The following is a 24436-nucleotide window of genomic DNA, read 5'->3' as shown; positions in this document are numbered from 1 at the left end:
TTTCCTGATTAGTACCTTGAGTTAGCTCATTGATGCCTTGCGTTAACCAAAAGGTGCCCTTTCCATTAATTATAGCGGCAGTGCGGTTGTGTATTTCAAAGGTTCCATTGCAAATGTAGAAGTGACATTAGAGAGGCCATCAACACTGTTCACTAGACGCTTATAAAACTCATCAAAACACTTCATGTCTCTGACCTGAACTTTGAGCATGTAATCATATTCGCCAGCCATTCGGTAGAACTCCATCACTTCTGGGAATTCGGAGACCGTGCCGACGAAGCGCCCGTACCATTCATGTGAGTGGTCACTGGTTTTGACCAAAACAAATGCCGTAAAGGATAAATCCAGCTTCTCAGGGTTGAGCAGCGCAACGCGTTTTTCTATCACCCCCTCCTCTTCTAAACGCTTAAGACGCTTCCAACAAGGAGTCGTAGTGAGGTTAACGGCTTCCGCAATATCGTTAAGTGACAGTGTGCTGTCTTGCTGTAGCAGACGCAGTATTTTTTTGTCCGTGGCATCGATCATGTTTTTAATAAAAGCCTATAAAAGAGAAATTTTTTCTACTTAGTCATCAATATGCAGTAAATATAGCAAAGTTTTTCTCTGCAGTTCCCGCTAATTTAGTGACATAGCAAAGATAAAAATAACAACGTCAAATTTCTGGAGATACCCCTATGTGTACTGACCATAAATGGATCAACAACGCCATCCGCAAAATCGAAGCAGACTTTCAACGTTCTGCTGATACTCACCTTATCAAGCTTGATTTACCGAGTGTCGAAGGCATCGATATCTATCTAAAAGATGAAAGTACACACCCTACGGGATCTCTAAAACACCGTTTAGCGCGTTCACTTTTCCTATACGCGATTTGTAATGGCTGGGTTGGTCCAGAGACTACTATCATTGAATCATCATCTGGTAGTACTGCAGTATCAGAGGCGTATTTTGCACGTTTGCTTGGCCTACCTTTCATTGCGGTTATGCCAAAGTGCACAGCCAAGAAAAAGATTGAACAGATTGAATTCTACGGCGGTCAAGCTCACCTAGTTGATCGCTCAGACCAGATTTATGCTGAGTCTCGTCGCCTTGCTGAAGAGTTGAATGGCCACTACATGGATCAATTCACCTATGCAGAGCGTGCAACTGACTGGCGCGGTAACAACAACATCGCCAACTCGATTTTCAACCAGATGCAAATGGAAGATCACCCTATCCCAGCATGGGTCGTGATGAGCCCTGGCACGGGTGGCACATCTGCAACCATTGGTCGCTTCATTCGCTACCAACAACATGAAACACAACTGTGTGTGGTAGACCCTGAGAACTCGGTATTCCACGACTTCTTTAAGACAGGCAATGTCGACCTAACTGGTGACAAGGGCAGTAAAATTGAAGGCATTGGCCGCCCGCGCGTGGAGCCAAGCTTCATTACGGGTGTGATCGATGAGATGCGCACTATTCCAGATGCAGCAAGTATTGCGACAACGCACTGGTTGTCAGAACTGCTTGGCCGTAAAGTCGGCGCGTCAACAGGTACAAATATGTATGGCGTATTACAGCTGGCAAGCGAGATGAAAGCACGTGGAGAGAAAGGCTCTATCGTGACTCTGTTGTGTGATAGCGGTGAACGTTACCTAGACACATACTTTGATGACGAGTGGGTTCGTGAAAACATCGGTGATATTGAGCCGTTCGCGGAAAAACTCAAAGTGTTTAACCAAACTGGCGAGCTGTAAACACTCGTTGTTTAAACAATACCGAAAGGCTTAAAACAAAAAGCGGCATGAAAAGGTTCATGCCGCTTTTTTAATATGGGTCGAGTTGTTTACTCAGGCTTTTGCTTCGCTTCGAACGCGGCTAGCTGCTCTGGTGTCGCTTTCGGTTGGTGGTTCTGTTTCCACTCATCATAAGTCATTCCGTATACGCGCTCACGAGCATCATCGATATCGATGTCTAGACCTTGTTGCTCTGCCTCGGCTTTGTACCACTTGCTGAAGCAGTTGCGGCAGAAACCAGCAAGAATCATTAGATCAATGTTCTGAACATCTTTGTTGTTATCTAGATGTGCCAACAAACGACGAAAAGTCGCCGCATCCAGCTTGTCTTGTTCTTCTTGAGACAGATTTTTATATTTGAATTCAGCCACTTTACATTCCTTATTCTGTTCTATTTGTATTGAGCTCTGTTGTTATACAAAAAAAGTGTCATGCGCGCCAGACACAAGTCGTGCTTTTTCGTTGTGTATTAGAAAGTAAACGTCATCCCTTAAATATGCTTAGTATCCTTACCATCATGGCTGGTTTACCTTGCAGAGTAATCTTAAGAAATGCGTGGTATTGAGTATCAGAACAGAGGTCAACAAATCACAAACAACCGCTTGATTTGCTGATGAAAAGTGCTGACTCTAGAACTAATGATACGGTTCTACCTCGAAACCAAGACGACACAATAACATTAACAGTTCAACGCTTAGGCTCTGAGTTAACGATGTTCGAGCCATTAAAACGTTGAGCACCATTACAATGACCATCAAACCTTAGGGACTACCATGAAAAAGATTGCTGTGATTTTAAGTGGCTGCGGTGTATTTGACGGAGCCGAGATCCACGAAGCGGTATTAACGCTGCACGCTGTTGAAAAAGAAGGGGCGACATGGCACTGCTTTGCTCCTAATATCGACCAATTACATGTCGTCAATCACCTTACCGGCGAGGTAACGGAAGAGTCGCGCAACGTACTGGTCGAGTCGGCGCGAATTGCTCGCGGCAATGTTCAAGATGTAAAACAACTCGTTGCTCAAGACTTTGATGCTTTGATTGTGCCGGGCGGTTTTGGCGCAGCGAAGAACTTAACCACCTTTGCCGTTGCTCAAGCAGATTGTCAAATCAATGAAGATGTTAAGACCGCATGTCTTTCTTTTGCACAAGCGAACAAACCTGCTGGCTACATGTGTATTGCGCCAGTAATCATTCCAATGGTTTACGCTTCTCAAGCAAAGGGCACAATCGGTAACGATGAAGGCACCGCTGGCGCATTCCAGCAGTTAGGGGGCGCACACCAAGAGTGCCCTGTGGATGATATTGTTATCGATGACCAGCACAACATTGTCTCTACACCTGCTTATATGTTGGCTGGCTCTATTTCAGAAGCCAACTCTGGTATCGAGCGTTTGGTAAAAGAGGTTATCGCGAGAGCGTAACGACCAGCTGCTCATTTCCTATAATGTTCCAAGCATTAAAAAAGCTCGACTTCAATTCAGAAGCCGAGCTTTTTAACATTCAGCCCAAAGACAATCTACCCGTGTGAGGTGCGACCTACCGTATCGTGACTCAACGCTTTATTCAGTTCAGACTCAACGTGACCTGGAGCTCTTGTCGCACCTGAGATCAGACGATACATCGCTGGAATGACAAACAGAGTTACCAGTGTCGCAAAGCCCATACCGAAAAAGATAACCGTACCAACCGCAACGCGGCTCTCGTAACCCGCACCAGTCGATGTAATCAGCGGAATAGCACCTGCCAGAGTGGTAAACGCTGTCATCATGATTGGACGCAGACGACGCGCAGAAGCATCCACAATCGCTTTCTCAAACTCGATGCCACGGTCACGCAGTTGGTTGGCAAACTCAACGATCAAGATACCATTCTTAGTTACCATACCAATCAACATGATCATACCGATCTGGCTATAGACGTTCAGACCTTGGCTCATCAGCACCAAACCTAAGAAACCACCGAAGATCCCCATAGGTACGGTGAACATCACCACCAACGGGTTGATGAAGCTTTCAAACTGGGCGGCTAGCACGAGGTAAGCAACCAGCATCGCCAAGGCAAAGACCACGAGAATGCTCGATTGATTCTCTTTAAAGTCTTTAGACTCGCCAGAGTAGCTCACTGAGATATCACCTGGCAGCATCTCAATTGCTTGTTCATCGAGGAAATCAAGGGCTTCACCTAGAGTGTAGCCATCCATCAAGTTCGCCTTAATGGTGATCGACTTCTGCTTGTTGTAGTGAGACAAACGAATCGACGAAGCAACTTCTTCAATCTTAGTTAGCGTATCCAGCGTGACTAGCTCACCAGACTGGGTTCTCATGTAAATCTGGCTGAGATCATTGGCGTTGTTGAAGCTGTTCTCATCGCCACGTAGGTAGACATCGTACTCTTCACCACGCTCTACAAAGGTGGTTTCACTCTTACCACCTAGCATAATCTCTAGTGTGTCTGAGATGTCTGAAACACTCACCCCAAGTTCTGCAGCACGCTGTTTATCTACCGTCACCAACAGCTCAGGCGTTTTCTCTGAGTAGTCGATGTCAGCACCTTCCATCATTGGCGAGTCTTCAGCCGCTTGCTTTAAGATCTCAGCCCACTTTTGCAGTTCAGGGTAATCCGAACCACCAAGAACAAACTGAACAGGTTCGCTCGAACCGCCACGGAAACCTGGCATGAATGGGAAAATACGAACATCCGGAATTCCCGTCAGCGCTTTTCTCACTTGACCTAGCGCTTCTTGAGCGGTCGCTTCACGCTCATTCCAGTCTTCTAGAATCATTATCACGAAGCCAGTTTGGTCACCTGCATTACCGCCGAATGCTGGCGACTGTAAGCTGAACGACTTCAAGAACCCTTGACCTAGTAGCGGCATCAAACGCTCTTCAACCAGATCCATGTTGGCTGACATGCGGTTATAACTGGTTGCATCTGCACCACGAACAAACGCGAAGATCACACCTCGGTCTTCTTGTGGTGTTAGTTGTGCTGGCACTTGTTGCATTAAGCCGTAGCTGCCGCCCAGACACGCAATAATGATGATTGGTGCGGCCAAACGCCACACCAGAGCGCGACGCAAAACACTGCGATAGCCTTTCTCTAGCTTGCCGAAAACGCGCTCAACGAAGTGGTTGAAGCGATTCGGTTTCACGTTAGCTTTTAAGATCTTACTGCCCAATACTGGCGTCAGTGTTAGAGCAACCAGCGAAGAGAAGATCACCGACATTGCTAATAGCACTGAGAATTCAGTGAACAGCAGGCCAACCATGCCATCCATAAAAGAGATCGGCAGGAATACCATCACCAGTACTAGCGTTGTTGCAACAACGGCAAAACCAACTTCGCGCGTACCTTTATAGGCAGCAAGCAGTGGCGATTCACCACGTTCGATGTGGTGGAAAATATTCTCGACTACAACGATAGCGTCATCCACTACCAGACCAATCGATAGAATTAGCGCCATCAAGGTGATCAAGTTGATCGAGAAGCCAAAGTAGTAGGCGGCGATAAATGAAGATATCAGAGATACGGGCACGGTTACCGCAGGAATCAAAGTGGCACGTGCTTGGCCGATAAACACGTACAGCACTAAGATAACCAAACCACCTGTGATAAACAGCGTGCTATACACCTCTGTAATTGAGCGGTCAATGAAAACAGTTGAGTCGTAGTCAATGGCTAAGCGCGTGCCGTCTGGTAAGAACTTTTGAATGTTCTCTACTTCCTTATGAACAAGGTCAGCCACTTCTAGCGGGTTCGCATCCGATTGCGGCACGATACCCATGCTCACGTTAACGATACCATCACTCTTAAAGGTCGAGTTTTCGTTCTCTGCGCCAATATAGACATCAGCAACGTCTTTTAGGTAGATCGGTGAGTTGTCCGATGCACGCTTAACAACCAGATACTCGAAGTCTTCCGCTTGGGTATATGAGCGCGCAGTACGGACTGACATAACGATCGCATCGTTACGTACCTCACCGCCCGGGCTCTCAATGTTCTCGTTGCGAAGCGCTGTGGTGATATCAGTAGCGGTTACACCACGGCCCGCCATCAACTCAGGCTTGAGTTTGACGTACATAACCTTATATAGGCCACCCGAGATATCAACCGAGCTAACACCTGAAATCAAACTGAACCTATCGATAAGCACACGCTCGGTGTAGTCCGTCAGTTGGGTTCGGTCCATTTCAGTGGAGCTAAGGTTGATGTATAACGAAGCTTCACCACTACCATTGTTCTTATAAACAATCGGATCGTCTGCTTCATCAGGCAAAGAACGTTGAGCGCGAGCTACCGCATCACGAACGTCACTGACACCTGTATTAAGGTCATAACCGAGTTCAAAGGTAATTGTAATTCGTGAAGAACCATTTCGGGTTGTCGACTCGATCTCATCAATCCCACTAATACCAGATAGCTGATCCTCTAGATTGGAGGTAATCTGGCTTTCAATGATGGTCGCAGAAGCGCCTTCATAGCGAGTACTAATAGAAACAACTGGGCTCTCGATATCTGGCATTTCTCGTACGGCAAGTTTGCTGAACGAAACGATACCAAACACCACTAACAGCAAACTGAGAACCAGCGCTGCTACTGGCCTTTTTACTGAAACATCAGATAACAGCATTAGTTAGATTCCTCTTGCTGAGGTTGACGCTTTGCTGATGTTGTTACACCAAGCTCTTGTACCTGAACGCCATCGCGCATGTTCACAATGCCTTGGACCACGATCTTCTCACCAATATTGATGCCTTTTTCGATAACCACTTCGTTACCAATACGAGCACCTAGGAATACTTCCGTGCGCGTCGCTTTATTATCTTCGCCGACGACATAAACGTAACGCTTGGTACCTGAGTATTGCAGAGCCTGCACAGGGATAATCGGCGCTTCAACGGGTGGGAAGTCCATCTCAGCTGAAACGAGCATACCCGGCTTTAGATAGTCGTTCGGGTTATCGAAGTGAATACGAACACGCAGGTTCAGTGTTTCTGTGTTAATGCGTGAGTCGATACCCACGACTGTGCCTGAGAATTCAGTATCTCCCCATGCGCTTGTGCGTGCTGTTACTGTCATACCTTTTGAAAGCATCGCTAGGTAACGCTCTGGAACCTGAAGATCTAACTGCATCACAGATAAGTCATCCAGTGCCACCAATTCAGTACCTGAACTAACGAGTTTGCCGCGGCTAAAGTCGATAAAACCCACGGTGCCGGAGAATGGTGCTGAAATATGAAGGTCTTTTAGGTTGGCATTTGCTGCCGCCAGTCTCGCAAGTGCAATCTCTACACTGGTTTTCTGCGCATCAATTTCAGTTTGTGTAATAGCGTTTCTTTTTACTAAGCGCTCAAACTCGGCCAATTTACGACGTTCGTCTTTTAGATACGCTTTTGCTTCTGCCACCGCCGCTTTGGCTTTGTCGTCATCCAGTTGAACCAATAACTGGTCTTTCTTAACTTCTTGGTTAGCTTTGACATGGATGGAGTCAACTTTGCCAGAGATCTCAGAAGAGATGATCACTGATTGCTCAGCTTCTAGCTTACCAACCAGTGAAAGTGACTGGTTAACTTGATGAATATCGACCTGCTCAGTAACGACAGTCACTGAACTTGGTCCCATGCGCTTAGCAACTACGGCTGGAGACGCCAAGATGATAGATAAGCTAAGTAGAGATAAAATGGATTTATGTGTCATAACGATAGTCTGTAAGTTAGATTCGAGATCTCTATAAAGTAATTAACCGTATTCTATCAACTGATAGCAACGAATAACGTCAAGAAGTGTAAATGTCGCTAAATTATGCTGACATTCGGTAAAATATCATGCGTCTAGCCAGCTTTGATGGCCGACTAAATACAATTACTTTCGGCATTTACGGTAATTACGCACTCTATAATTTAGGACAGCAATACGGTACAGCCAGAACATATGTTCACTTACCGAGCAAAACGCGCACTTTTCGCTATCTTTGCCCAAAAAGGCAGCATTCAACACAAAACCATAAGAAAAACTCTTTACAGGTTAAACGTGTTTGCTATGATGCGCTCCGCACTTGAGAGATGCGTTGGGAAAAACATTTCTTAAGCCTATCCACTAAGAGATAGGAAAACACCCCTGGAGGGGTTCCCGAGTGGCCAAAGGGAGCAGACTGTAAATCTGCCGGCTCCGCCTTCGATGGTTCGAATCCGTCCCCCTCCACCATATTTCTTCTTAGCTCTTTAAGAGATAAGAAACCTCGATTGAATCGTTGGGAAAACTTCAATTGAGCCTATGTTAGATAGGAAACACCCTGGAGGGGTTCCCGAGTGGCCAAAGGGAGCAGACTGTAAATCTGCCGGCTCCGCCTTCGATGGTTCGAATCCGTCCCCCTCCACCATATTCTCCTTAACTCTTTAAGAGATAAGAAACCTCGATTGAATCGTTGGGAAAACTTCAATTGAGCCTATGTTAGATAGGAAACACCCTGGAGGGGTTCCCGAGTGGCCAAAGGGAGCAGACTGTAAATCTGCCGGCTCCGCCTTCGATGGTTCGAATCCGTCCCCCTCCACCATATTTCTTCTTAACTCTTTAAGAGATAAGAAAACCTCGATTGAATCGTTGGGAAAACTTCAATTGAGCCTATGTTAGATAGGGAAACACCCTGGAGGGGTTCCCGAGTGGCCAAAGGGAGCAGACTGTAAATCTGCCGGCTCCGCCTTCGATGGTTCGAATCCGTCCCCCTCCACCATATTTCTTCTTAACTCTTTAAGAGATAAGAAAACCTCGATTGAATCGTTGGGAAAACTTCAATTGAGCCTATTTTAGATAGGAAATACCCTGGAGGGGTTCCCGAGTGGCCAAAGGGAGCAGACTGTAAATCTGCCGGCTCCGCCTTCGATGGTTCGAATCCGTCCCCCTCCACCATATTTCTTCTTAACTCTTTAAGAGATAAGAAAACCTCGATTGAATCGTTGGGAAAACTTCAATTGAGCCTATTTTAGATAGGAAATACCCTGGAGGGGTTCCCGAGTGGCCAAAGGGAGCAGACTGTAAATCTGCCGGCTCCGCCTTCGATGGTTCGAATCCGTCCCCCTCCACCATATTCTTCTTAACTCTTTAGAGATAAGAAAACCTCGATTGAATCGTTGGGAAAACTTCAATTGAGCCTATTTTAGATAGGAAACACCCTGGAGGGGTTCCCGAGTGGCCAAAGGGAGCAGACTGTAAATCTGCCGGCACTGCCTTCGATGGTTCGAATCCGTCCCCCTCCACCATATTCTCTTAAGAGATCAAAAAGCCAACTCACTGAGTTGGCTTTTTTTGTATCTAACCATACTAATATCACCGTAGATTTAGCTCATACTTTGTAGACCTACAAAACTTGATGCATTCAATACTTCTAATTTTTCTTCCATTCGATATACGCGAACCTTGTTAATCGATTGATACATATCAATATTTTATAAAACAACAAGCATAAAGTCCCCTTGCGAATACTAATTAAAAAGCACAATGTCTTTTAGGCTAAGCAAGGAAAGAAACATGAGTAATCACAATTGGATGATGGTGAGTCTGTGTCTTATCGGATTAACAGCATGTGGCGGTGGAGGCTCGAGCTCTCCTTCTACTCCGGTATCGTCTGCTATTTCTACCAATCAATATCTACCTGCGCAAAATGGCGCAGCTTGGACATACAGCGACGATAACACCGGACAAAACTACAAAGTTACGAGCTCCCCAGTCACCGTACACACCGACGGCAGTGAAACATTCTCGCTTAACTGGCCACACAGCGGGTTCAAACAATCCTTTGAATATAAAGATCAGAGGCTTTATCTAGATGGCCTCACCTTTAATCAAGTCATGGTAAATGGCACCCGTTACACAGCTCAATTTGATATCTCCACAACTCCCTTTCTTCTACTTCCGGCTTATGCGGAATTAGGCGAACGGTCAGACTCGGGCTACAGCGAAGCGACTACTACAATCACTCCAGACCCGGGGCCCGCTTATACTAGCGTGTTACCAATCTGGAAAAACCACGGAATTGAGACCGTTGTGACTCAGCATGGCTCTTATGAGGCGGTACATATTGAGTTTGTTTTAGCGTTTGATGTTACGGTCTACTCTCCAACATACGGCGCAATTAGTCTTGACCAAATCTCATTGAGGCAAGAGCTTTGGTTTGCGCCGAGTATCGGTATCATCAAAATCAAGGACACCAGTGCTTCAGTTACCAATCCAACCGAACTCACACTCGATGGCTTCAATCGTTTTAGAGACGAAGATGACGAAGATGACGAAGTCACAGCGACACTGCCAGCAGCCATTGAGATTGACGAACAAAGCCCTTGGAAAAACTTACACAGTGCCTTTGGTGTTGATGCCTTTTATGGTACATGGCAAGAAAATGCCAACACCTGTTCACCAGCTCCAACAGATGATTCTCGCTATCAACTTACATTGTCTGAGCAAAGTTACATATTAACCAAAGTCACCTACCAAAATGGCGACTGTGGTGTTGAGGGAACAAACGTATTTAAAACTGAGTCCGTTAAAAGCGGTGGTTATAAGTTTATTGATGATGGACAACAATCAGATTCGGTATCACTTAGGCTCAGTGTCCAGTCCGAAACCCTCCGCGAACAACTTCCTGATAAACCTTGGGGGGATTACTACGATGGTACCAGTGGCGTTGAAGAGATCATCAGTCTCAAAAAGACTGCCGATGACCAGCTAAAATTTGAGATCTATGATTGGGGAAGTCTGCACAACCATACGTTGAACTATACCCCTTAGCTTCACAGATGACTTACCACCAACAAAAAGAGCCCTTGCCATAACAGCAAGGGCTCTTCGTTTAATCACGAAACTGGATTAATTAGCCTTGGATACCAACGATCAACCAAGGTGCATTTGGCGCAGTAAGGTCGCGCTCTAAGTGCCAGATGTCCGTAATATCTTCTTCGATACCTTCAACTGAGTCACGGTAGCGACCGCTGAATTGAAGACTCAATTGCGCCTTGCTGCCGTCATGGTCAGCACGAACAATTTCCGCATCTACGTACATTACGTCTGTATGTTGCTCACCTTCAAGCTTGTTGCGCTCTGCTTTTAGGTCTTCAAACAGACTTGGAGATACATATTCTTCAATCGTGTTCAGTTCATTGTGATTCCAAGCGCCTTGTAGGGTACGGTAGTGCTCACGAGAACCGTTAATGAATGCGGCTTGATCAAAACCCGGTGGGTAGTTATGAGGAACATCGCTTTGTGCGCCAAAACCAAAACCGCCAGCTGTGCCTTGTGATTGAGGTTGTGCTTGTTCAAAGTTATGAACGTTTGGCTGCTGTTGTGGTTGCTCAAATTTGTTCTGACCCATACCACCAAACGCTGGCTGTTGGCCGCGTTGCTGGTTCATTGAGCCCTGCTTAGCACCCAACATGCCACGTAAGAATTTAAATGCTAGGAACGCAATCAGACCCATGATCAGGATATCCATGAACTGGATACCTTCAAAAGCGCCACCAAAGAATGCCGCTAACAGGCCGCCAGCCAGTAGGCCGCCTAATAGACCACCCATTAGACCTTTTTTACTAGAGCCAGCCGCATTTGTCTTGCCAGCTTGGTCTTGCTTAATCGAGTTTGTGTTTTGCTGTTGTTGTTTAGGAGCGGGAGCCGTTTTGAAACTTTTACCAAATGACTTACCACCACCAAACTTTTTCGCTTCTGCGATTGGTGTCACCGCGACTGATACCATCATAATCGCGATTAGTGAGAAAAATCGTTTCATTCTTATCCTTTATAGGTTTCGTTATCTTTCGACTCTTTAATCATACTCGTTAACAATGAACAATGAAATATTCACAGTCGCTACACATGTATCATAATATTGCTGAGATTAATTTAACCCTTGTAGAGTAAAGCATTGACGCCCACTAGAGCGGGCGACTAAAATATTGAACGTTGTTCATTAATAGAAGTTCACCATGGCCAGAAGAAACGATCACACGCGCGAGCAATTAGTTCAGCTCACACTCGACACAGTTACTCAATTTTTAGAAGATCACTCATATCACGAGCTGAGCCTTCGAAAAATCGCGAACATGATTGGATATGTGCCAAGTACTCTTGTTAATGTATTCGGCAACTACAACCTGCTTCTTCTGCACGTTGTTGCTAAAACACTTGATGAACTGTCTGCTGAAGCGACCGTAGCGGTTGAGCAATCAAGCAACCCTCAAGATGCACTGTTTAACCTAGCCTACTGTTATCACGATTTTGCTCTTAAGCACCCAAACCGTTGGCAGTTAGTTTTCGAACACAACATGAATGGTGAAAACCTACCTCAGTGGCAATCGAACCGTATCGATAAGATGACAGGCATGCTTGAGCAACTGTTACTTGCTATTGCCCCGCATCACACAGAAAAAGAAGTACTGAAAGCAAGCCGAGTATTATGGTCTGGCGTGCACGGTATTACGCTGTTGAGTGTCGATGACAAGTTCTTCGCTTCCGAGCCAATTGATGGTAAAGACCTGATTAATAACTTATTATCAAATTACTTAACCAATTGGTAAGCCATTACAGTGGCAAATGAATAAGGTCGCAAATGAACAAGGTTCGTATATGAAGAGCAGCAGCCAATCTTCGCTGTTAACGCAACAAAGGTTCCTACCCTATTTTATTACCCAGTTTCTAGGGGCCTTTAACGACAATATCTTCAAGAATGTGTTGCTGCTGTTTGTCGCTTTCGCCAGCGTCGATACATTACCCATCTCTAGCAACCTCTTCATTAATCTGGCTGCGGGTCTTTTTATACTGCCATTCTTCCTGTTTTCTGCACTAGCAGGCGTACTCGCGGACAAATATGAAAAGTCATGGTTCATTCGTAAGGTTAAGCTGCTAGAAATCGTGATTATGTCGTTGGGTGCCATTGGCTTTATCTATGAAAGCTACGGCATTCTTTTGCTCTTACTTTTCCTTATGGGAACCCAAAGCGCTTTCTTCGGGCCAGTGAAATACGCACTGTTGCCGCAACAACTTGAACCTAAAGAGCTTGTCTCTGGTAACGCTTTAGTCGAAACCGGAACTTTCCTGGCGATTCTTATTGGTACTTTGGGCGCAGGGATTATTGCCTCTCATGAGAGCGCGAAGATCGTTGCCTCGGTGTGTATCGTTCTATTCGCTGTGATAGGTTATGGTGCTAGCTGCTTTATTCCGAATGCGCCAAGCAATGCGCCAGATATGAAAATCAAATGGCGACCAATTGCGCTTACTCGCCAGACACTAAAGATTGCTAAGAAAGACCGTCCGACTTTCCAAGCTCTAATGGCCATCAGCTGGTTCTGGTTCTTAGGCGCAGCTTACTTAACCCAATTCCCGAACTTTACCAAGATTCACCTGAACGGCACCGAGAGCGCGGTGGCTTTCTTGCTAGCCCTGTTCTCTGTTGGTATCGCTATCGGTTCATTGGCTTGTGACAAGCTTTCTAATCACCGTATTGAGATTGGCATCGTTCCTATGGGAAGCCTAGGTATTTCCTTGTTTGGATTACTGATGGCTCTGTCAGTCCCAGAGAATTTGCCTCAATTCGAATCCTTTGATCAATTTATTGTTCACTCTGATCTCTGGCCACTGTTTGCATACCTACTGCTTCTTGGTATTTCCGGTGGTATTTTCATCGTTCCGCTGTACGCCTTAATGCAGTTCAGAGCTGAACCAAACGAACGAGCTCAAGTGATTGCAGGGCTAAACATTTACAACTCTCTGTTTATGGTTGGCAGCGCAGTACTCGGTATCATCTGTTTAAGCCTGCTTGAAATGGACATTGTTGATCTGTTCATTCTATTGGCGGCAATGAATACGCTCGTGGTTCTGTACCTCTTCTATCAAGTACCTATTTACGCATTCAGATTTTTCACTTGGGTTGTGACTCATACTATGTATCGTGTGAAGCATAAGAATCTACATCACTTGCCTGAAAAAGGCGGGGCGTTGATTATTTGTAACCACGTAAGCTATATGGATGCACTACTACTGAGTGCGGTTTGCCCTCGCTTGATTCGATTTGTAATGGAAGAGGACTACGCCAAGCTGCCGCCTATTCGTCGATTCTTAAAACGTGCAGGGGTGATACCTATTTCAGCGACCAATCGACGTTCAATCCGCAATGCTTTCAATGAGGTCGAGCAAGCTCTGCATGATGGACACATTGTCTGCATTTTCCCTGAAGGGCGTTTAACGTCTGATGGTGAAGTCGGAGAGTTCATGCGCGGTATGGAGCTGATCATCAAGCGCTCTCCTGTTCCAGTCATCCCAATGGCATTGAAAGGCCTTTGGGGTAGCTATTTCAGCCGCTACAAAGGTCGAGCTTGTAAAGGCCTACCAACTCGATTTTGGACCAAACTTGAGATTGAAGCAGGTGACGCTATCGATCCAAAACAAGCTTCATGCGATGTACTGCATCAGAAAGTCGTCGAACTGCGCGGTGATTTTCGTTAGATAACACTCTGTATTACGCGAGTACTATGGCCAACGAACAAACGTTCAGTTTTTCTAAACGTTTGTTCAGTTCATTTAGACTTACTTATCGACTGTTTAAACGTATAGTGCTCTCTAACTTAACCTAATAATAAAAACTGACACCATCATGAGCTTCAACAAAAGCATCCCTTTTTACCTTGCAGCCCTTTTTTGCCTAACACCTTGGGTAAGCTCCCCGACAGCACTTGTTATCGGCTTTCTGCTCGCAAGTTTGGGCTTGGTTCCAGCTAACCTTGAAGTCGGTAAAATTACTAAGAAGCTGCTCGCCTACTCTATCGTTGGCTTGGGCTTCGGGATTCAATTTGAGAAAGCGTTGTCAGTAACTGGCGATGGGATTGGACTTATTGTTACCACCATCATCGGCACGTTAGTGATTGGTTGGTTCTTGGCAAAACGCATGGGGTTAGACCGCACAACGGGTTACTTAATCTCTTCTGGTACCGCGATTTGCGGTGGTAGTGCCATTGCCGCGGTCGCTCCAGCAATAAAGGCTGATGATGAACAAATAGGTTTAGCTTTAGCGACGGTTTTTGTTCTCAACTCGATTGCGCTATTCCTATTTCCAATGATTGGTCACGCACTAGAGCTTAGCCAACACACCTTTGGTACATGGGCAGCAATCGCCATTCACGATACCTCATCAGTGGTGGGTGCAGCATCGGCTTATGGTGAAGAGGCTTTAACAACCGCAACAACGCTTAAATTGGCAAGAGCCCTATGGATCATTCCAATTGCGTTAGTCAGTGCGATGATCTTTAAAAGTGACCAAAAGAAGATCACCATTCCCTACTTCATTTTCTTCTACTGCGCTGCTATTGCCGTGAGCGATCTGTTGCCGCAATTTGAAATGGTCTACCAAGGCATCTTTGATGTTTCCAAGCGCGCTTTGGTGGTTTGTTTATTCCTAATTGGGTGTGGTATCTCTGTTGAAAAGCTCAAAGCAGCCGGGCCTAAGCCATTGATGTTTGGTATCACGATGTGGGTATTGATCTCTGTTGGATCGTTAAGTTGGCTGTTATTCGCTTAATTTAAAAACGCCTCATTTCAAAACGCCTTAATCCAAAAAGCCTTATTCTAAAACGAAAAGCCCTCACCAATGCAATCACAGTGGTGAGGGTTCTTTGTATCTGGCTACTGCTCTTGTACTGAGGTATTGGATTGACTCTCTTGTTTCTTCATCATAACTAGCACAACCACCAAAATAAATGCGGTGAACTCAGCCAGAGAGCGAGTCAGTCCGTGTGAGGTCACTGCCTGTCCAATTTGCAGTAGTACCGCAAAGATCAGCGCTGTTTTCATAACCGAAGCCTTATTCACTAGTCCCTTAGAATTAGGCTTTATTATGATGGATAGTTATAAAGATAATAAATTCTGTTTTGAACTATTTTATCTCCAAATCAACTAACCTAGCTAAGTTGATCCTCTAACCATCGAATAAACGTCCTTACTTTAGGGCGCTTTTCAGTACCTAGCGGACAAATCAGTTCATAGCTTTTATTCGTTTCCATACTTGGATAAGGCGTAATGAGCTCACCAGTTTCTATGTACTGCTTGACGAAGTGATAGCGTCCCATCGCTACTCCAATATTGTGTAGAGCACTCCTTACTCCCATATCGCGGTGACTGACACAATAGAACTGTTCAAACAAATTTACGTCCAGCTGATGATGCTTTATCCAACGCTGCCAAACATCAGAACCCAATGCATGAATAAAGTTAATCCTATGTAAGGACTCTAAACCATCTTCAAAAATGTCATTTTCCGCCGCATAACTCGGTGTACAAACGGGGATATACTTTTCTCCAAACAGAGGTTGTCGGTACATGTCTTTTAGATTTTCAGCACCGTAATAAATCGCGATATCTAAATGGTTTTGATGAAAGTCTTGCTCTTCTTGAGAAAAGATATTGAGGTTAAACTTGGGGTATCGCTTCTTAAAGTCCGCTAGCCTTGGTAGCAACCAACTATTAGCAAAAGCTGGACTGGTACCAATATTGATTTGGCCATAAAGGTCAGTATTGTTGATGTCTTCAATCTCACTGAAAATAGAACTCAAAGACTTCGACAAAGTTCGTTGGAAACGCAGCCCTTCTTCGGTCAATTCTAGCTTTCGAGTCCCACGTACAAACAAATTAAAGCCCAGCTCCCCCTCTAGTACCTTAATACGATGACTCACAGCTCCTTGCGTTAGGTGAAGCTTTTTAGCGGCTAACGTAAAACTCATTTTTTCTGCTGCTATGTTGAAGGTATGCAGATTTCTTAGTAAAGATTGATGATTCGCCATAGGAGCCCATGCATTAAAATTTTTAATTCATAGTACTACCCAATTCGTTTGTTCGCATCAAGAAATAAGTTTCTAATAGCCTCAGTTGCTTAAAACCCTACTCCGTCCACAGTTAATACCAAATGGGCTTAGTAGGAACATTAAAAAAATTAATTACAAACTTAGGGGTAGATATGAACATACTCGGATACATGCAGAAAGTGGGTAAGGCGTTGATGGTTCCCGTCGCGACACTTCCTGCTGCAGCTATTTTAATGGGGATCGGCTATTGGCTCGATCCTGTTGGATGGGGTTCAGAGAGTATTCTGGCGGCATTTTTAATCAAGTCTGGTGGTGCCATCATCGATAACATGGCCGTCCTGTTTGCCGTTGGTGTTGCTTTTGGTTTGAGCCGAGATAAAAACGGTTCTGCCGCGCTATCTGGTTTTGTGATGTTTCTGGTCGTCACTACTCTACTTAACCCGGGATCAGTTGCGCAGTTAATGAATGTGGATGCGAATGAAGTCCCAGCGGCATTTGGCAAAATCAGTAATCAGTTTATTGGTATCATCGTAGGTATCATCTCGGCTGAGATCTATAACCGCTACTCTACAGTTGAACTGCCACAAGCTCTCGCGTTCTTCAGCGGCAAGCGCTTAGTACCGATCCTAACCTCGATTGCGGGTATGGCACTCTCTTTTGCTCTGCTTTCCATCTGGCCTGCTGTTTACGATGCTCTGATCGTTCTTGGCATTAAGCTGGAAAGCATGGGCGCAATTGGTGCGGGTCTGTTCGGATTCTTCAACCGCCTGTTCTTATCCGTTGGTATGCATCACGCGCTCTACCCTGTATTCTGGTTTGATGTTGTAGGCATTAACGATATTCCAAACTTCCTAGGCGGTGCGCAATCTATCGCTAACGGCACAGGTATTCCAGGTAAAACAGGCATGTACCAAGCTGGCTTCTTCCCTATCATGATGTTCGGCTTGCCTGCTGCAGCCTTGGCGATGTACCACTGCTCTGATGCGAAAAACAAAAACCAAGTATTCGCAATCATGCTTGCAGCGGCAATGGCATCATTCTTTACCGGTATTACAGAGCCACTGGAATTCAGCTTCATGTTCTTAGCACCAGTGCTGTTCTTGATTCACGCTGTGTTAACAGGCTTATCACTGTACATTGCAGCAAGCATGGAGTGGATGGCAGGCTTTGGATTCTCGGCAGGTTTTGTTGACCTAGTACTATCGAGCCAAAACCCACTAGCGACTAACTGGTACATGTTATTGGTTCAAGGTGTGGTGTTCTTCGCGCTTTACTACAGCATCTTCCGCTTTGCGATTATCAAGTTCAATCTACGCACTCCAGGTCGTGGTGAAGAGATGGAATCAGAGGATAAAAGTGAATCTCCGGAAGCATTGGTTAACCTAACCCAGAACTACATAGAAGCGATTGGTGGTGCAGATAATATTCTTGAAGTGGACAACTGTATCACTCGCCTCCGCCTGACAGTAAAAGACTCGTCAGTAGCAGATAGCGAAGCCTTGAAAAAGCTTGGGGCGGCTGGCGTAGTTCCAGTGGGCAAAGGTGGACTACAAGTCATCATTGGCCTAGGCAAAGTCGATAAAGTGGCGGAGCAAATGAAGAAGGCACTCGCTTAATCTAAACAGATACCTTCCTTAACAAGAACTAAGAATTTGTGATGGCTTCACCTCTATCACAACCCCCTGAAGCGCAATTACGACTAGTCACCGTGTATTGCGCTTCGTTTTATTGGCGCCTAGCTTCCTTAAGCCAGCGTGCAAGGTCAGCTCTTGAAACTTTAATACCCTGTTGATCTAGCACTGGCATACGATAATACTCGATCGGCAATTTGAATTTTTCTAAACGCCCCACCAGCTTTTCACAGAACCAGTCCTTGGTAGGTAGCTCAACACAATCAACAATGGCGACAGGGCGAAAACCAAATTCGCGGTCCTCTACCGGCACGACAATCGCTTGATTGATACCCGATAGTTTACTCAAGGCTTGCTCTATCTCTTCACAGTGAATGTTCTCTCCACCTGAAATAAATTGGTTATCTGCACGACCAATAATCAACAGCTGATCATCGACCCATTGCCCTAGGTCTTTGCTATCAAACCAACCTGTATCATCAACCAAAGGTGTTAGATTCCCCTGATAATAGTAACCGCTGGCTAGTGTCTCGCCAGCGATGTAGATTCGACCATCGTCGACTCTTACCCGCCGTTGAGGAAGCACAAAGCCCGTTGTATTACTTTCATCAACAGGTTTAGCCGTCACCGTTGATGCAGCCTCTGTCATGCCGTAACCCAACCAGGTTTTAATACCACGTTGGTTGGCTTCTTGTGCCAATTGATTTGAAATATGGCTACCACCGAGCAGCACATGACTCAATGAAAGTGGACACTCACTATCAAGCAAACGTCTAAGCTGAGTCGCGACCAGCGAGACATGAGTACAACCATCAATGTCTTGCTCTAGACCTTGAGTACCCACTTTGAGCGTCGCACCCGCCAACAGCCAGCGATAAAAAATGGCTAGCCCAGAGACGTGGTACATAGGCAAGCTGAGCAGCCAAGTATCATCAGAACCAAACTTAAAATGTTCTAATAACCCTGTAGCCGAAGCAATGTGCTGCTTAGCCGTGTGTGCTACTGCCTTTGGGTTACCAGTAGAACCCGATGTAAACACGATTGATGCAAGATCATTCGTTTCACCTAAAGGTTGTTTCAGGGGATGTAGTTGCAAGCCTAGAACCTCTTCTAAACTTGGGAGTTGGATGAGCTTTGCATCGACATTCAACGCTTCGCCATACTCGCCTGTGAATGCAACAAAACGCTCTTTCCCAGCTGAATAAAGGGTCTCTAGCTTTTGTTCTAGTTTCTTCGACGGCTGAGGCATCGTCATCGCGACCAAAACCCCAAGGTTGATAGAAGCAAGATAAGCGAGCACTAACTCACTGCTGTTTTTTCCAACAATGGTGAGTATGTCACCTTTGGATAGACCTTGCGTATTTAAGTAGGCGCTATAGCGTTCGACTAACGCATCGAGCTCGCGCCAATTTAGCGTGTGTAATGGGGTGATTAACGCGCGGCTGAATGGTGAAGCATTCACCCACTGCTGCCATAATGAATTGGTAAAGGTCACAAGCGTACCTAATGCTGAAGGAGTCAGCTCATCGCAACATGATGAGCTGAACTGATGTAAATACTACAAGGGCGTTAAGACTGCCAAATCAACTGCTGACTTTCTAACGTCTCTAGAGGTAAATCGCAGTTTGGCCAAGCGACTTCAAGTTGAGACTGGAACAGACCAATAGTGTCTAAACCCGGCACTTCCTCAGGCAAGTATTGATGGGCCAAACGAGCAATCTGCGTCAGACCAAGACTTGTCTCAATACTTGAACTCAGCACTGGCTTAATGCCTAATTGTTTCGCTCGCTCAATGATTGCAACGCAGCGCTCTACTGAACCAATCAGTGTTGGTTTAATCACCACAGCTTTAGCACCTGTGAGATCGCTAAGGTTGAAATCTGGTCGCTTCACTGCATCTTGCAGGGTTTCATCCCACGCAATCGCGACGCCATTATCAATGGCAAACGCTAGACTATCCTCCGGCTGCTGACACGGCTCTTCGATAAAGCTAATGCGCTGACGCAGCGAAGGGGAGATGTACTTTATGAACTGCTTAGCTTTTTCTGGTTTCCAAGCGCGATTGGCATCCAGTCGTAGGCTTAGGTCTGGAATTGATTCCAGGAAAAGACTCACTAGCATCCCATCGCGAATCGCTTCATAAAGACCAACCTTCACTTTAGCGACCTTCTCACCTTCCATCTCATTGAGCACAGGAATGAGTTCATCAGGGTCTCCTGTACACAGAGGAGCTGCGCGGTAGTTGCCCTGCTCTCCCAATTCACCTTCAAGCTCCATCATTGCCATCGACAAGCCAAATGCAACCGAAGGATACAGCTCTTCATAAGGCGTCAAAGGTTTGTTGTGGCTCCATAACTCCAACTGTTCTTGAAGTTGAATACCCGCTTGCTCGGTATTCTCCAAGCTAAACCCAGGTAGAGGAGAAACCTCACCTAGCGCTCGCTTGCCGTCATGCTCAAGCTCGATAACGTAACCTGTACGTTGATTCAGCTTGTTATCACGCAGAACCACACCACTATCCATAGGTAATTGATAACGATAGAGTTTAGCTGTGCGTGTAGAATTCATTGTGTTCATAAGTCTTCCTAGTGAACAAAGCATCAAAAACACAAAGAGCCGCATTGTGCGACTCAGTGTGGTAGTAGATTCGATTATGGGTTACGCGGGAACTTGTCGAAATCGGGGCGACGTTTCTCGTTAAACGCGTTTCGACCCTCTTGGCCTTCTTCTGTCATGTAGAACATCATGGTCGCATTACCCGCTAGTTCTTGCAGACCAGCTTGACCGTCACAATCAGCGTTCAGTGCTGCTTTTAGGCATCGTAGAGCCATCGGGCTGTGTTGTAGAACCTCACGACACCAACGTACTGTCTCTTTCTCTAAATCCTCTACAGGAACGACTGTGTTCACCAAGCCCATATCTACAGCTTCTTGTGCATCGTAGAAACGACATAGGAACCAGATTTCGCGCGCTTTCTTCTGACCAACGATACGCGCCATGTAAGATGCGCCCCAACCACCGTCAAATGAACCCACTTTCGGGCCTGTTTGACCGAACTGAGCATTTTCAGCAGCAATCGTGAGGTCACACATCATGTGCAGTACGTGACCGCCACCAACAGCCCAACCAGAAACAGCTGCAATGACAGGCTTAGGACAAGTACGGATCTGACGTTGGAAGTCCAGAACGTTCAAGTGGTGCGTGCCAGAATCATCTTGGTAGCCGCCGTAGTCACCACGGATGCTTTGGTCGCCGCCAGAACAGAATGCTTTTTCACCGAGTCCGGTAAGAATAATCACGCCAACTTTCTCGTCGTAACGAGCGTCAGCCAGAGCGTTAATCATCTCTTTTACAGTTTGTGGACGAAACGCATTGTGGACTTGAGGACGCGCAATCGTGATCTTGGCAATACCGTCGTCTGACTTGTGGTATTGGATATCTTCGTATTGACTGCCTACATCGCTCCAATTTACTGCTGCGTATAGTTCTTCTTCGGTGATGCCTACTGTTTTCGCCATGGTGGTTCCCATTGTTATATTCATGATCACAGCCGATATTCGGCGGTGTCGCAATCTCTGTTTATATCAATTGCTAGATATGTCGAGTGCTGTTTACATCAAGCGTTTTTACGTAATGCGTTGAGTGCGAGTTCAATCATGCTTGCTAATGCATTGGATGATCAAATTCGAAAATAGTTCAGGCTGTTCAAAATGGACATTATGCCCAGCGTGATCGACCTGACTACATTCAAAGCCGCTACTCTCCGCCAATTCAATGAATTTACGATCTTTTTTGCCACAAATGTAATGCAGCTGATGCTCACAAGATTTCAATGTGGCACGTAAATCCGGTTGCTTAGCCAGTGATGTAGATAACAACATATTTGCTACGGATACTCCAAGGTTACCACTACGCTTTATCACTAAAGTTTGTCTTTGCTCATGATTTAGTGAAGAAAAGACACTTTGCTGATACCAATCGTCTAAAACATCCTCAATTGATTGCTGTGCAAAGCGTACCGCCCATTGAGTGTCATGCACCAGGCGCTGTGCTCTTGCGTCATCACAGTCGAGTCCGAAGTTACCTCCCTCTACCACGACTTTCACCAAATTAAGTGCTTCAAACTTACCACTGGTGACTCCATACATCGCTAAGCGGCCACCCAGCGAGTAACCAATCAAAACAATAGGATAGTCATCAGGTAACTGATATTGCTGAAACTGAAATAGAACGTTTTGAACGATTTTCTCGCAGCAATGATCAAAGCCAATAGGATCAACAAAACAGCTCTTACCGTGCCCTGGCAGATCGATACACAAGCGCGGGTATTCAGACAGATATGAGTGACATGCACTCCAATCCTCTCCGCTTCCAAGTAGACCGTGCAAGAACACAAGCAAAGGTTTCTCTGATGAGGTTTGCTCAGCGGGGTAGTAAGTGGAGAAAAGCATGTCGACTCCTTAGGCTTGCGCCTCTTTTAACATTGAATTGAACTGCTTCAACAAGTGAGAGGCTTGTTCTGGAGGTGTTTTTACTTCAACCAGTAGTGTGCCCTCGCCCTGCTCAAAGTGTGAATCAATGACATCTTGATACTGAGTTAGGGTTTCAGGGGCGACATATTGCAATCGAAACTGAGCAGCCGCATGTTCAAAGCTGTACCCATGAGGCATTTGGTAGAGAGACTGCTTCTGCTGCTGAGGAACAGGGAGCAAGTCAAAAATCGCACCACCGTCGTTATTCGTCACCACGATAACCATAGGTGTCTGTGACTCACTAAGCAGTGCTAGTGAATTCAAATCGTATAGAAGCGACGTGTCACCGATTAACATCATCATAGGCTGCTGACGCGCTTTAAGTACGCCCGCTGCAGTAGCAACTAGCCCATCAATGCCTGATGCGCCTCGGTTACTATAAACTGAGCTATTCGGAACTGCTGACAACATATCGACCAGTCTCACCATTAGGCTGTTTCCAACAAACAGCGCTCGCTCTTTAAGTCTAGCCGACAAATCGACCGCAATACTGAGCTCGGTTAATTGGTCATCATTCATCAACTGTGCACGAGACAGTTGAGCAATGCTTTGTGAGGCTGACTTCAAACTATCTGCCCACCCCGCACTCTGCGCATGCAGACTTGGTAGTGATTGATAGCCCAGCCATGATGCAGGCTGAGAAACGATGTGTGTCTGAGGCAGATGATCTTGATTGATGCAATGACTATCAGGCGATATTACAAGATACTGCTCTGGCGAAAAGTGTTTAGCTTGTTGCTTGATCCAGTGATTTAAACGCTTAGACACAATACGCTCACCAAACTGCACGATGCAATCACAATCATTTAATTGCTGAGCGAATTCAGGAATTTGAAGCCAAAGATCGTAGTGCTGCCAATCGCTCGCAACGCCAGATTGAGCATCACAAAACACTGGCCAACCTAGCGACTGTGCGAACTGTTTGGCTGCCTGTGCTTCTTCTAACGCTAAAGATCCAATGACAACCACCCCACGACGCTGATAATAATCACTCGACGAGATGTTGGGACTAGTTGCGTTTAAGCTGTATGCCTTGGAAGTATATGGTTTATCACTCTCCTTCCATGCAGCAATCGAAGAGAGGTACTCATGATAAATATCTGAATTCTCTTTGGAATAAAGCGGCTCTGGATAAGGGCAATTAATATGGATAGGTCCACCCTTGGCACTCTGCTGCGCCAACAAATCACCCAGCGAGCACAGAAGCCAATTGAGTGACACTTGTGTGTTCGGGCTTGGTAGATTCAATGAACCTTCAACATGTTGAGAGAAAATACCCAATTGCTGAATAGCTTGGTTCGCACCACAATTAACTAATTCAACGGGTCTATCTGAGGTCAAAAGAATCAGAGACTCACGAGTTAATCCCGCTTCAGCTACTGCCGGTAAAAGGTTGGCAACTGCGGTACCAGAAGTCACAATCACCGCGACCTTGCTTTTGGTTGCCTTAGCTAAACCTAAAGCGAAAAAGCCTAAACCACGCTCATCAAAATGCGTGTGAATGGTGAGTTTGTTGTTGGCTTCCGCCTCAAGAGTCAAAGGCGTTGAACGTGAGCCCGGAGCAATACAGACGTGCTCGACACCGCTGCGTGCTAACTCTTCAAGCATTGTCGATGACCAGACTCGATTTAATACCGCTTGGTCATGCTTCAATGATGGTG

The 24436-nt window shown here is 45.8% G+C and carries 19 protein-coding genes and 7 tRNA genes; 14 read left to right on the top strand and 12 right to left on the bottom strand.

The features are described 5' to 3' along the window. Nucleotides 1-69: 69 nt before the first annotated feature. Nucleotides 70-525: an Lrp/AsnC family transcriptional regulator gene (locus FIV04_RS04610; protein ID WP_032549577.1), complete on the bottom strand. Its 456-nt coding sequence runs from the start codon at nt 523-525 to the stop codon at nt 70-72. Nucleotides 526-674: 149 nt separating this feature from the next. Between FIV04_RS04610 and FIV04_RS04605 the strand changes: the two genes are divergently transcribed. Beyond that, on the top strand, nt 675-1739 hold the full coding sequence (locus FIV04_RS04605) for a PLP-dependent cysteine synthase family protein (protein WP_150871575.1): 1065 nt from the start codon (nt 675-677) through the stop codon (nt 1737-1739). An 89-nt stretch (nt 1740-1828) separates the two neighbouring features. On the opposite strand, the gene FIV04_RS04600 is transcribed toward FIV04_RS04605, so the two are convergent. After that, entirely contained in the window at nt 1829-2149 is a 321-nt protein-coding gene (locus FIV04_RS04600; protein WP_032549579.1) for a DUF1244 domain-containing protein, read from the bottom strand. Nucleotides 2150-2551: 402 nt separating this feature from the next. Between FIV04_RS04600 and elbB the strand changes: the two genes are divergently transcribed. Then, entirely contained in the window at nt 2552-3202 is a 651-nt protein-coding gene (gene elbB, locus FIV04_RS04595) for an isoprenoid biosynthesis glyoxalase ElbB (RefSeq protein WP_152468372.1), read from the top strand. A 95-nt stretch (nt 3203-3297) separates the two neighbouring features. Here the strand turns inward: elbB and vexH are convergent, their stop codons facing one another. Both vexH and FIV04_RS04585 read right to left on the bottom strand, forming a co-directional pair. Continuing rightward, nucleotides 3298-6411 carry a vibriobactin export RND transporter permease subunit VexH gene (gene vexH / locus FIV04_RS04590; protein ID WP_152468371.1) on the bottom strand — a complete coding sequence of 1038 codons (3114 nt, stop codon included), beginning with the start codon at nt 6409-6411 and terminating at the stop codon, nt 3298-3300. Then, nucleotides 6411-7478 (bottom strand): efflux RND transporter periplasmic adaptor subunit, encoded by a 1068-nt coding sequence (locus tag FIV04_RS04585; RefSeq protein ID WP_152468370.1) that lies wholly within the window; start codon nt 7476-7478, stop codon nt 6411-6413. The genes vexH and FIV04_RS04585 overlap by 1 nt, the downstream gene beginning before the upstream one ends. Before the next feature lie 422 nt (nt 7479-7900). Here FIV04_RS04585 and FIV04_RS04580 point away from each other — a divergent pair. From FIV04_RS04580 to FIV04_RS04545, 8 genes are all read left to right on the top strand, one after another. Further along, nucleotides 7901-7985, top strand: a tRNA-Tyr gene (locus FIV04_RS04580). Between the two features lie 90 nt (nt 7986-8075). Beyond that, a tRNA-Tyr gene (locus FIV04_RS04575) sits at nt 8076-8160 on the top strand. Nucleotides 8161-8249: 89 nt separating this feature from the next. Continuing rightward, nucleotides 8250-8334 (top strand) — tRNA-Tyr (locus tag FIV04_RS04570). 92 nt (nt 8335-8426) lie between these two features. Then, nucleotides 8427-8511, top strand: a tRNA-Tyr gene (locus FIV04_RS04565). Nucleotides 8512-8602: 91 nt separating this feature from the next. Beyond that, nucleotides 8603-8687 (top strand) — tRNA-Tyr (locus FIV04_RS04560). Nucleotides 8688-8778: 91 nt separating this feature from the next. Further along, nucleotides 8779-8863 (top strand) — tRNA-Tyr (locus FIV04_RS04555). 89 nt (nt 8864-8952) lie between these two features. Continuing rightward, nucleotides 8953-9037: transfer RNA gene (locus tag FIV04_RS04550), tRNA-Tyr, on the top strand. A 268-nt stretch (nt 9038-9305) separates the two neighbouring features. Beyond that, entirely contained in the window at nt 9306-10562 is a 1257-nt protein-coding gene (locus FIV04_RS04545; protein WP_152468369.1) for a hypothetical protein, read from the top strand. An 82-nt stretch (nt 10563-10644) separates the two neighbouring features. Here the strand turns inward: FIV04_RS04545 and FIV04_RS04540 are convergent, their stop codons facing one another. Beyond that, nucleotides 10645-11553: a Tim44 domain-containing protein gene (locus FIV04_RS04540; protein ID WP_032549584.1), complete on the bottom strand. Its 909-nt coding sequence runs from the start codon at nt 11551-11553 to the stop codon at nt 10645-10647. Nucleotides 11554-11749: 196 nt separating this feature from the next. On the opposite strand from FIV04_RS04540, the gene FIV04_RS04535 reads away from it, so the two are divergent. The 3 genes from FIV04_RS04535 to FIV04_RS04525 all read left to right on the top strand — a co-directional run bounded on the left by FIV04_RS04535 (nt 11750) and on the right by FIV04_RS04525 (nt 15333). Next, a complete protein-coding gene (locus tag FIV04_RS04535) occupies nt 11750-12340 on the top strand; it encodes a TetR/AcrR family transcriptional regulator (RefSeq protein ID WP_150871560.1) in 591 nt (196 codons plus the stop codon). Nucleotides 12341-12389: 49 nt separating this feature from the next. Then, a complete protein-coding gene (locus tag FIV04_RS04530; protein ID WP_152469527.1) occupies nt 12390-14264 on the top strand; it encodes an MFS transporter in 1875 nt (624 codons plus the stop codon). A gap of 148 nt (nt 14265-14412) precedes the next feature. Beyond that, nucleotides 14413-15333, top strand: coding sequence for a YeiH family protein (locus FIV04_RS04525; RefSeq protein WP_152468368.1), 921 nt, complete (start codon nt 14413-14415; stop codon nt 15331-15333). 104 nt (nt 15334-15437) lie between these two features. Here FIV04_RS04525 and FIV04_RS26880 read toward each other — a convergent pair whose 3' ends face one another. Together FIV04_RS26880 and FIV04_RS04520 are read right to left on the bottom strand one after the other, a co-directional pair. Next, nucleotides 15438-15605, bottom strand: a complete 168-nt coding sequence (locus FIV04_RS26880; protein ID WP_172974221.1) for a hypothetical protein — start codon at nt 15603-15605, stop codon at nt 15438-15440. A 107-nt stretch (nt 15606-15712) separates the two neighbouring features. Then, nucleotides 15713-16591 (bottom strand): LysR substrate-binding domain-containing protein, encoded by an 879-nt coding sequence (locus tag FIV04_RS04520; RefSeq protein ID WP_152468367.1) that lies wholly within the window; start codon nt 16589-16591, stop codon nt 15713-15715. A 191-nt stretch (nt 16592-16782) separates the two neighbouring features. On the opposite strand from FIV04_RS04520, the gene nagE reads away from it, so the two are divergent. Beyond that, nucleotides 16783-18228, top strand: a complete 1446-nt coding sequence (gene nagE / locus FIV04_RS04515) for an N-acetylglucosamine-specific PTS transporter subunit IIBC (RefSeq protein ID WP_172974262.1) — start codon at nt 16783-16785, stop codon at nt 18226-18228. 109 nt (nt 18229-18337) lie between these two features. Here nagE and menE read toward each other — a convergent pair whose 3' ends face one another. The 5 genes from menE to menD all read right to left on the bottom strand — a co-directional run bounded on the left by menE (nt 18338) and on the right by menD (nt 24428). Further along, entirely contained in the window at nt 18338-19738 is a 1401-nt protein-coding gene (gene menE, locus FIV04_RS04510; RefSeq protein ID WP_152468365.1) for an o-succinylbenzoate--CoA ligase, read from the bottom strand. Nucleotides 19739-19812: 74 nt separating this feature from the next. Next, a complete protein-coding gene (gene menC, locus FIV04_RS04505; protein WP_152468364.1) occupies nt 19813-20820 on the bottom strand; it encodes an o-succinylbenzoate synthase in 1008 nt (335 codons plus the stop codon). Between the two features lie 74 nt (nt 20821-20894). After that, nucleotides 20895-21761, bottom strand: a complete 867-nt coding sequence (menB, locus tag FIV04_RS04500; protein ID WP_032549592.1) for a 1,4-dihydroxy-2-naphthoyl-CoA synthase — start codon at nt 21759-21761, stop codon at nt 20895-20897. Nucleotides 21762-21893: 132 nt separating this feature from the next. Then, nucleotides 21894-22694 (bottom strand): 2-succinyl-6-hydroxy-2,4-cyclohexadiene-1-carboxylate synthase, encoded by an 801-nt coding sequence (gene menH / locus FIV04_RS04495; RefSeq protein ID WP_032549593.1) that lies wholly within the window; start codon nt 22692-22694, stop codon nt 21894-21896. A 9-nt stretch (nt 22695-22703) separates the two neighbouring features. After that, a complete protein-coding gene (gene menD / locus FIV04_RS04490; RefSeq protein ID WP_152469526.1) occupies nt 22704-24428 on the bottom strand; it encodes a 2-succinyl-5-enolpyruvyl-6-hydroxy-3-cyclohexene-1-carboxylic-acid synthase in 1725 nt (574 codons plus the stop codon). Nucleotides 24429-24436: the final 8 nt, after the last annotated feature.

This window comes from Vibrio sp. THAF190c (assembly GCF_009363355.1).
Classification (GTDB): Bacteria; Pseudomonadota; Gammaproteobacteria; order Enterobacterales; family Vibrionaceae; genus Vibrio; species Vibrio fortis_A.
Note: the sequence above shows the minus strand (reverse complement) of the source record. Positions and strands in the feature narration are given on the sequence as shown.

Excerpts from the sequence above, each read along its gene's own strand:
- FIV04_RS04610 (WP_032549577.1), bottom strand. The coding sequence starts at position 525 with ATGATCGATGCCACGGACAAAAAAATACTGCGTCTGCTACAGCAAGAC.
- FIV04_RS04605 (WP_150871575.1), top strand. The coding sequence starts at position 675 with ATGTGTACTGACCATAAATGGATCAACAACGCCATCCGCAAAATCGAA.
- elbB (WP_152468372.1), top strand. The coding sequence starts at position 2,552 with ATGAAAAAGATTGCTGTGATTTTAAGTGGCTGCGGTGTATTTGACGGA.
- vexH (WP_152468371.1), bottom strand. The coding sequence starts at position 6,411 with ATGCTGTTATCTGATGTTTCAGTAAAAAGGCCAGTAGCAGCGCTGGTT.
- FIV04_RS04585 (WP_152468370.1), bottom strand. The coding sequence starts at position 7,478 with ATGACACATAAATCCATTTTATCTCTACTTAGCTTATCTATCATCTTG.
- FIV04_RS04545 (WP_152468369.1), top strand. The coding sequence starts at position 9,306 with ATGAGTAATCACAATTGGATGATGGTGAGTCTGTGTCTTATCGGATTA.
- FIV04_RS04540 (WP_032549584.1), bottom strand. The coding sequence starts at position 11,553 with ATGAAACGATTTTTCTCACTAATCGCGATTATGATGGTATCAGTCGCG.
- FIV04_RS04535 (WP_150871560.1), top strand. The coding sequence starts at position 11,750 with ATGGCCAGAAGAAACGATCACACGCGCGAGCAATTAGTTCAGCTCACA.
- FIV04_RS04530 (WP_152469527.1), top strand. The coding sequence starts at position 12,390 with ATGAAGAGCAGCAGCCAATCTTCGCTGTTAACGCAACAAAGGTTCCTA.
- FIV04_RS04525 (WP_152468368.1), top strand. The coding sequence starts at position 14,413 with ATGAGCTTCAACAAAAGCATCCCTTTTTACCTTGCAGCCCTTTTTTGC.
- FIV04_RS26880 (WP_172974221.1), bottom strand. The coding sequence starts at position 15,605 with ATGAAAACAGCGCTGATCTTTGCGGTACTACTGCAAATTGGACAGGCA.
- FIV04_RS04520 (WP_152468367.1), bottom strand. The coding sequence starts at position 16,591 with ATGGCGAATCATCAATCTTTACTAAGAAATCTGCATACCTTCAACATA.
- nagE (WP_172974262.1), top strand. The coding sequence starts at position 16,783 with ATGCAGAAAGTGGGTAAGGCGTTGATGGTTCCCGTCGCGACACTTCCT.
- menC (WP_152468364.1), bottom strand. The coding sequence starts at position 20,820 with ATGAACACAATGAATTCTACACGCACAGCTAAACTCTATCGTTATCAA.
- menB (WP_032549592.1), bottom strand. The coding sequence starts at position 21,761 with ATGGCGAAAACAGTAGGCATCACCGAAGAAGAACTATACGCAGCAGTA.
- menH (WP_032549593.1), bottom strand. The coding sequence starts at position 22,694 with ATGCTTTTCTCCACTTACTACCCCGCTGAGCAAACCTCATCAGAGAAA.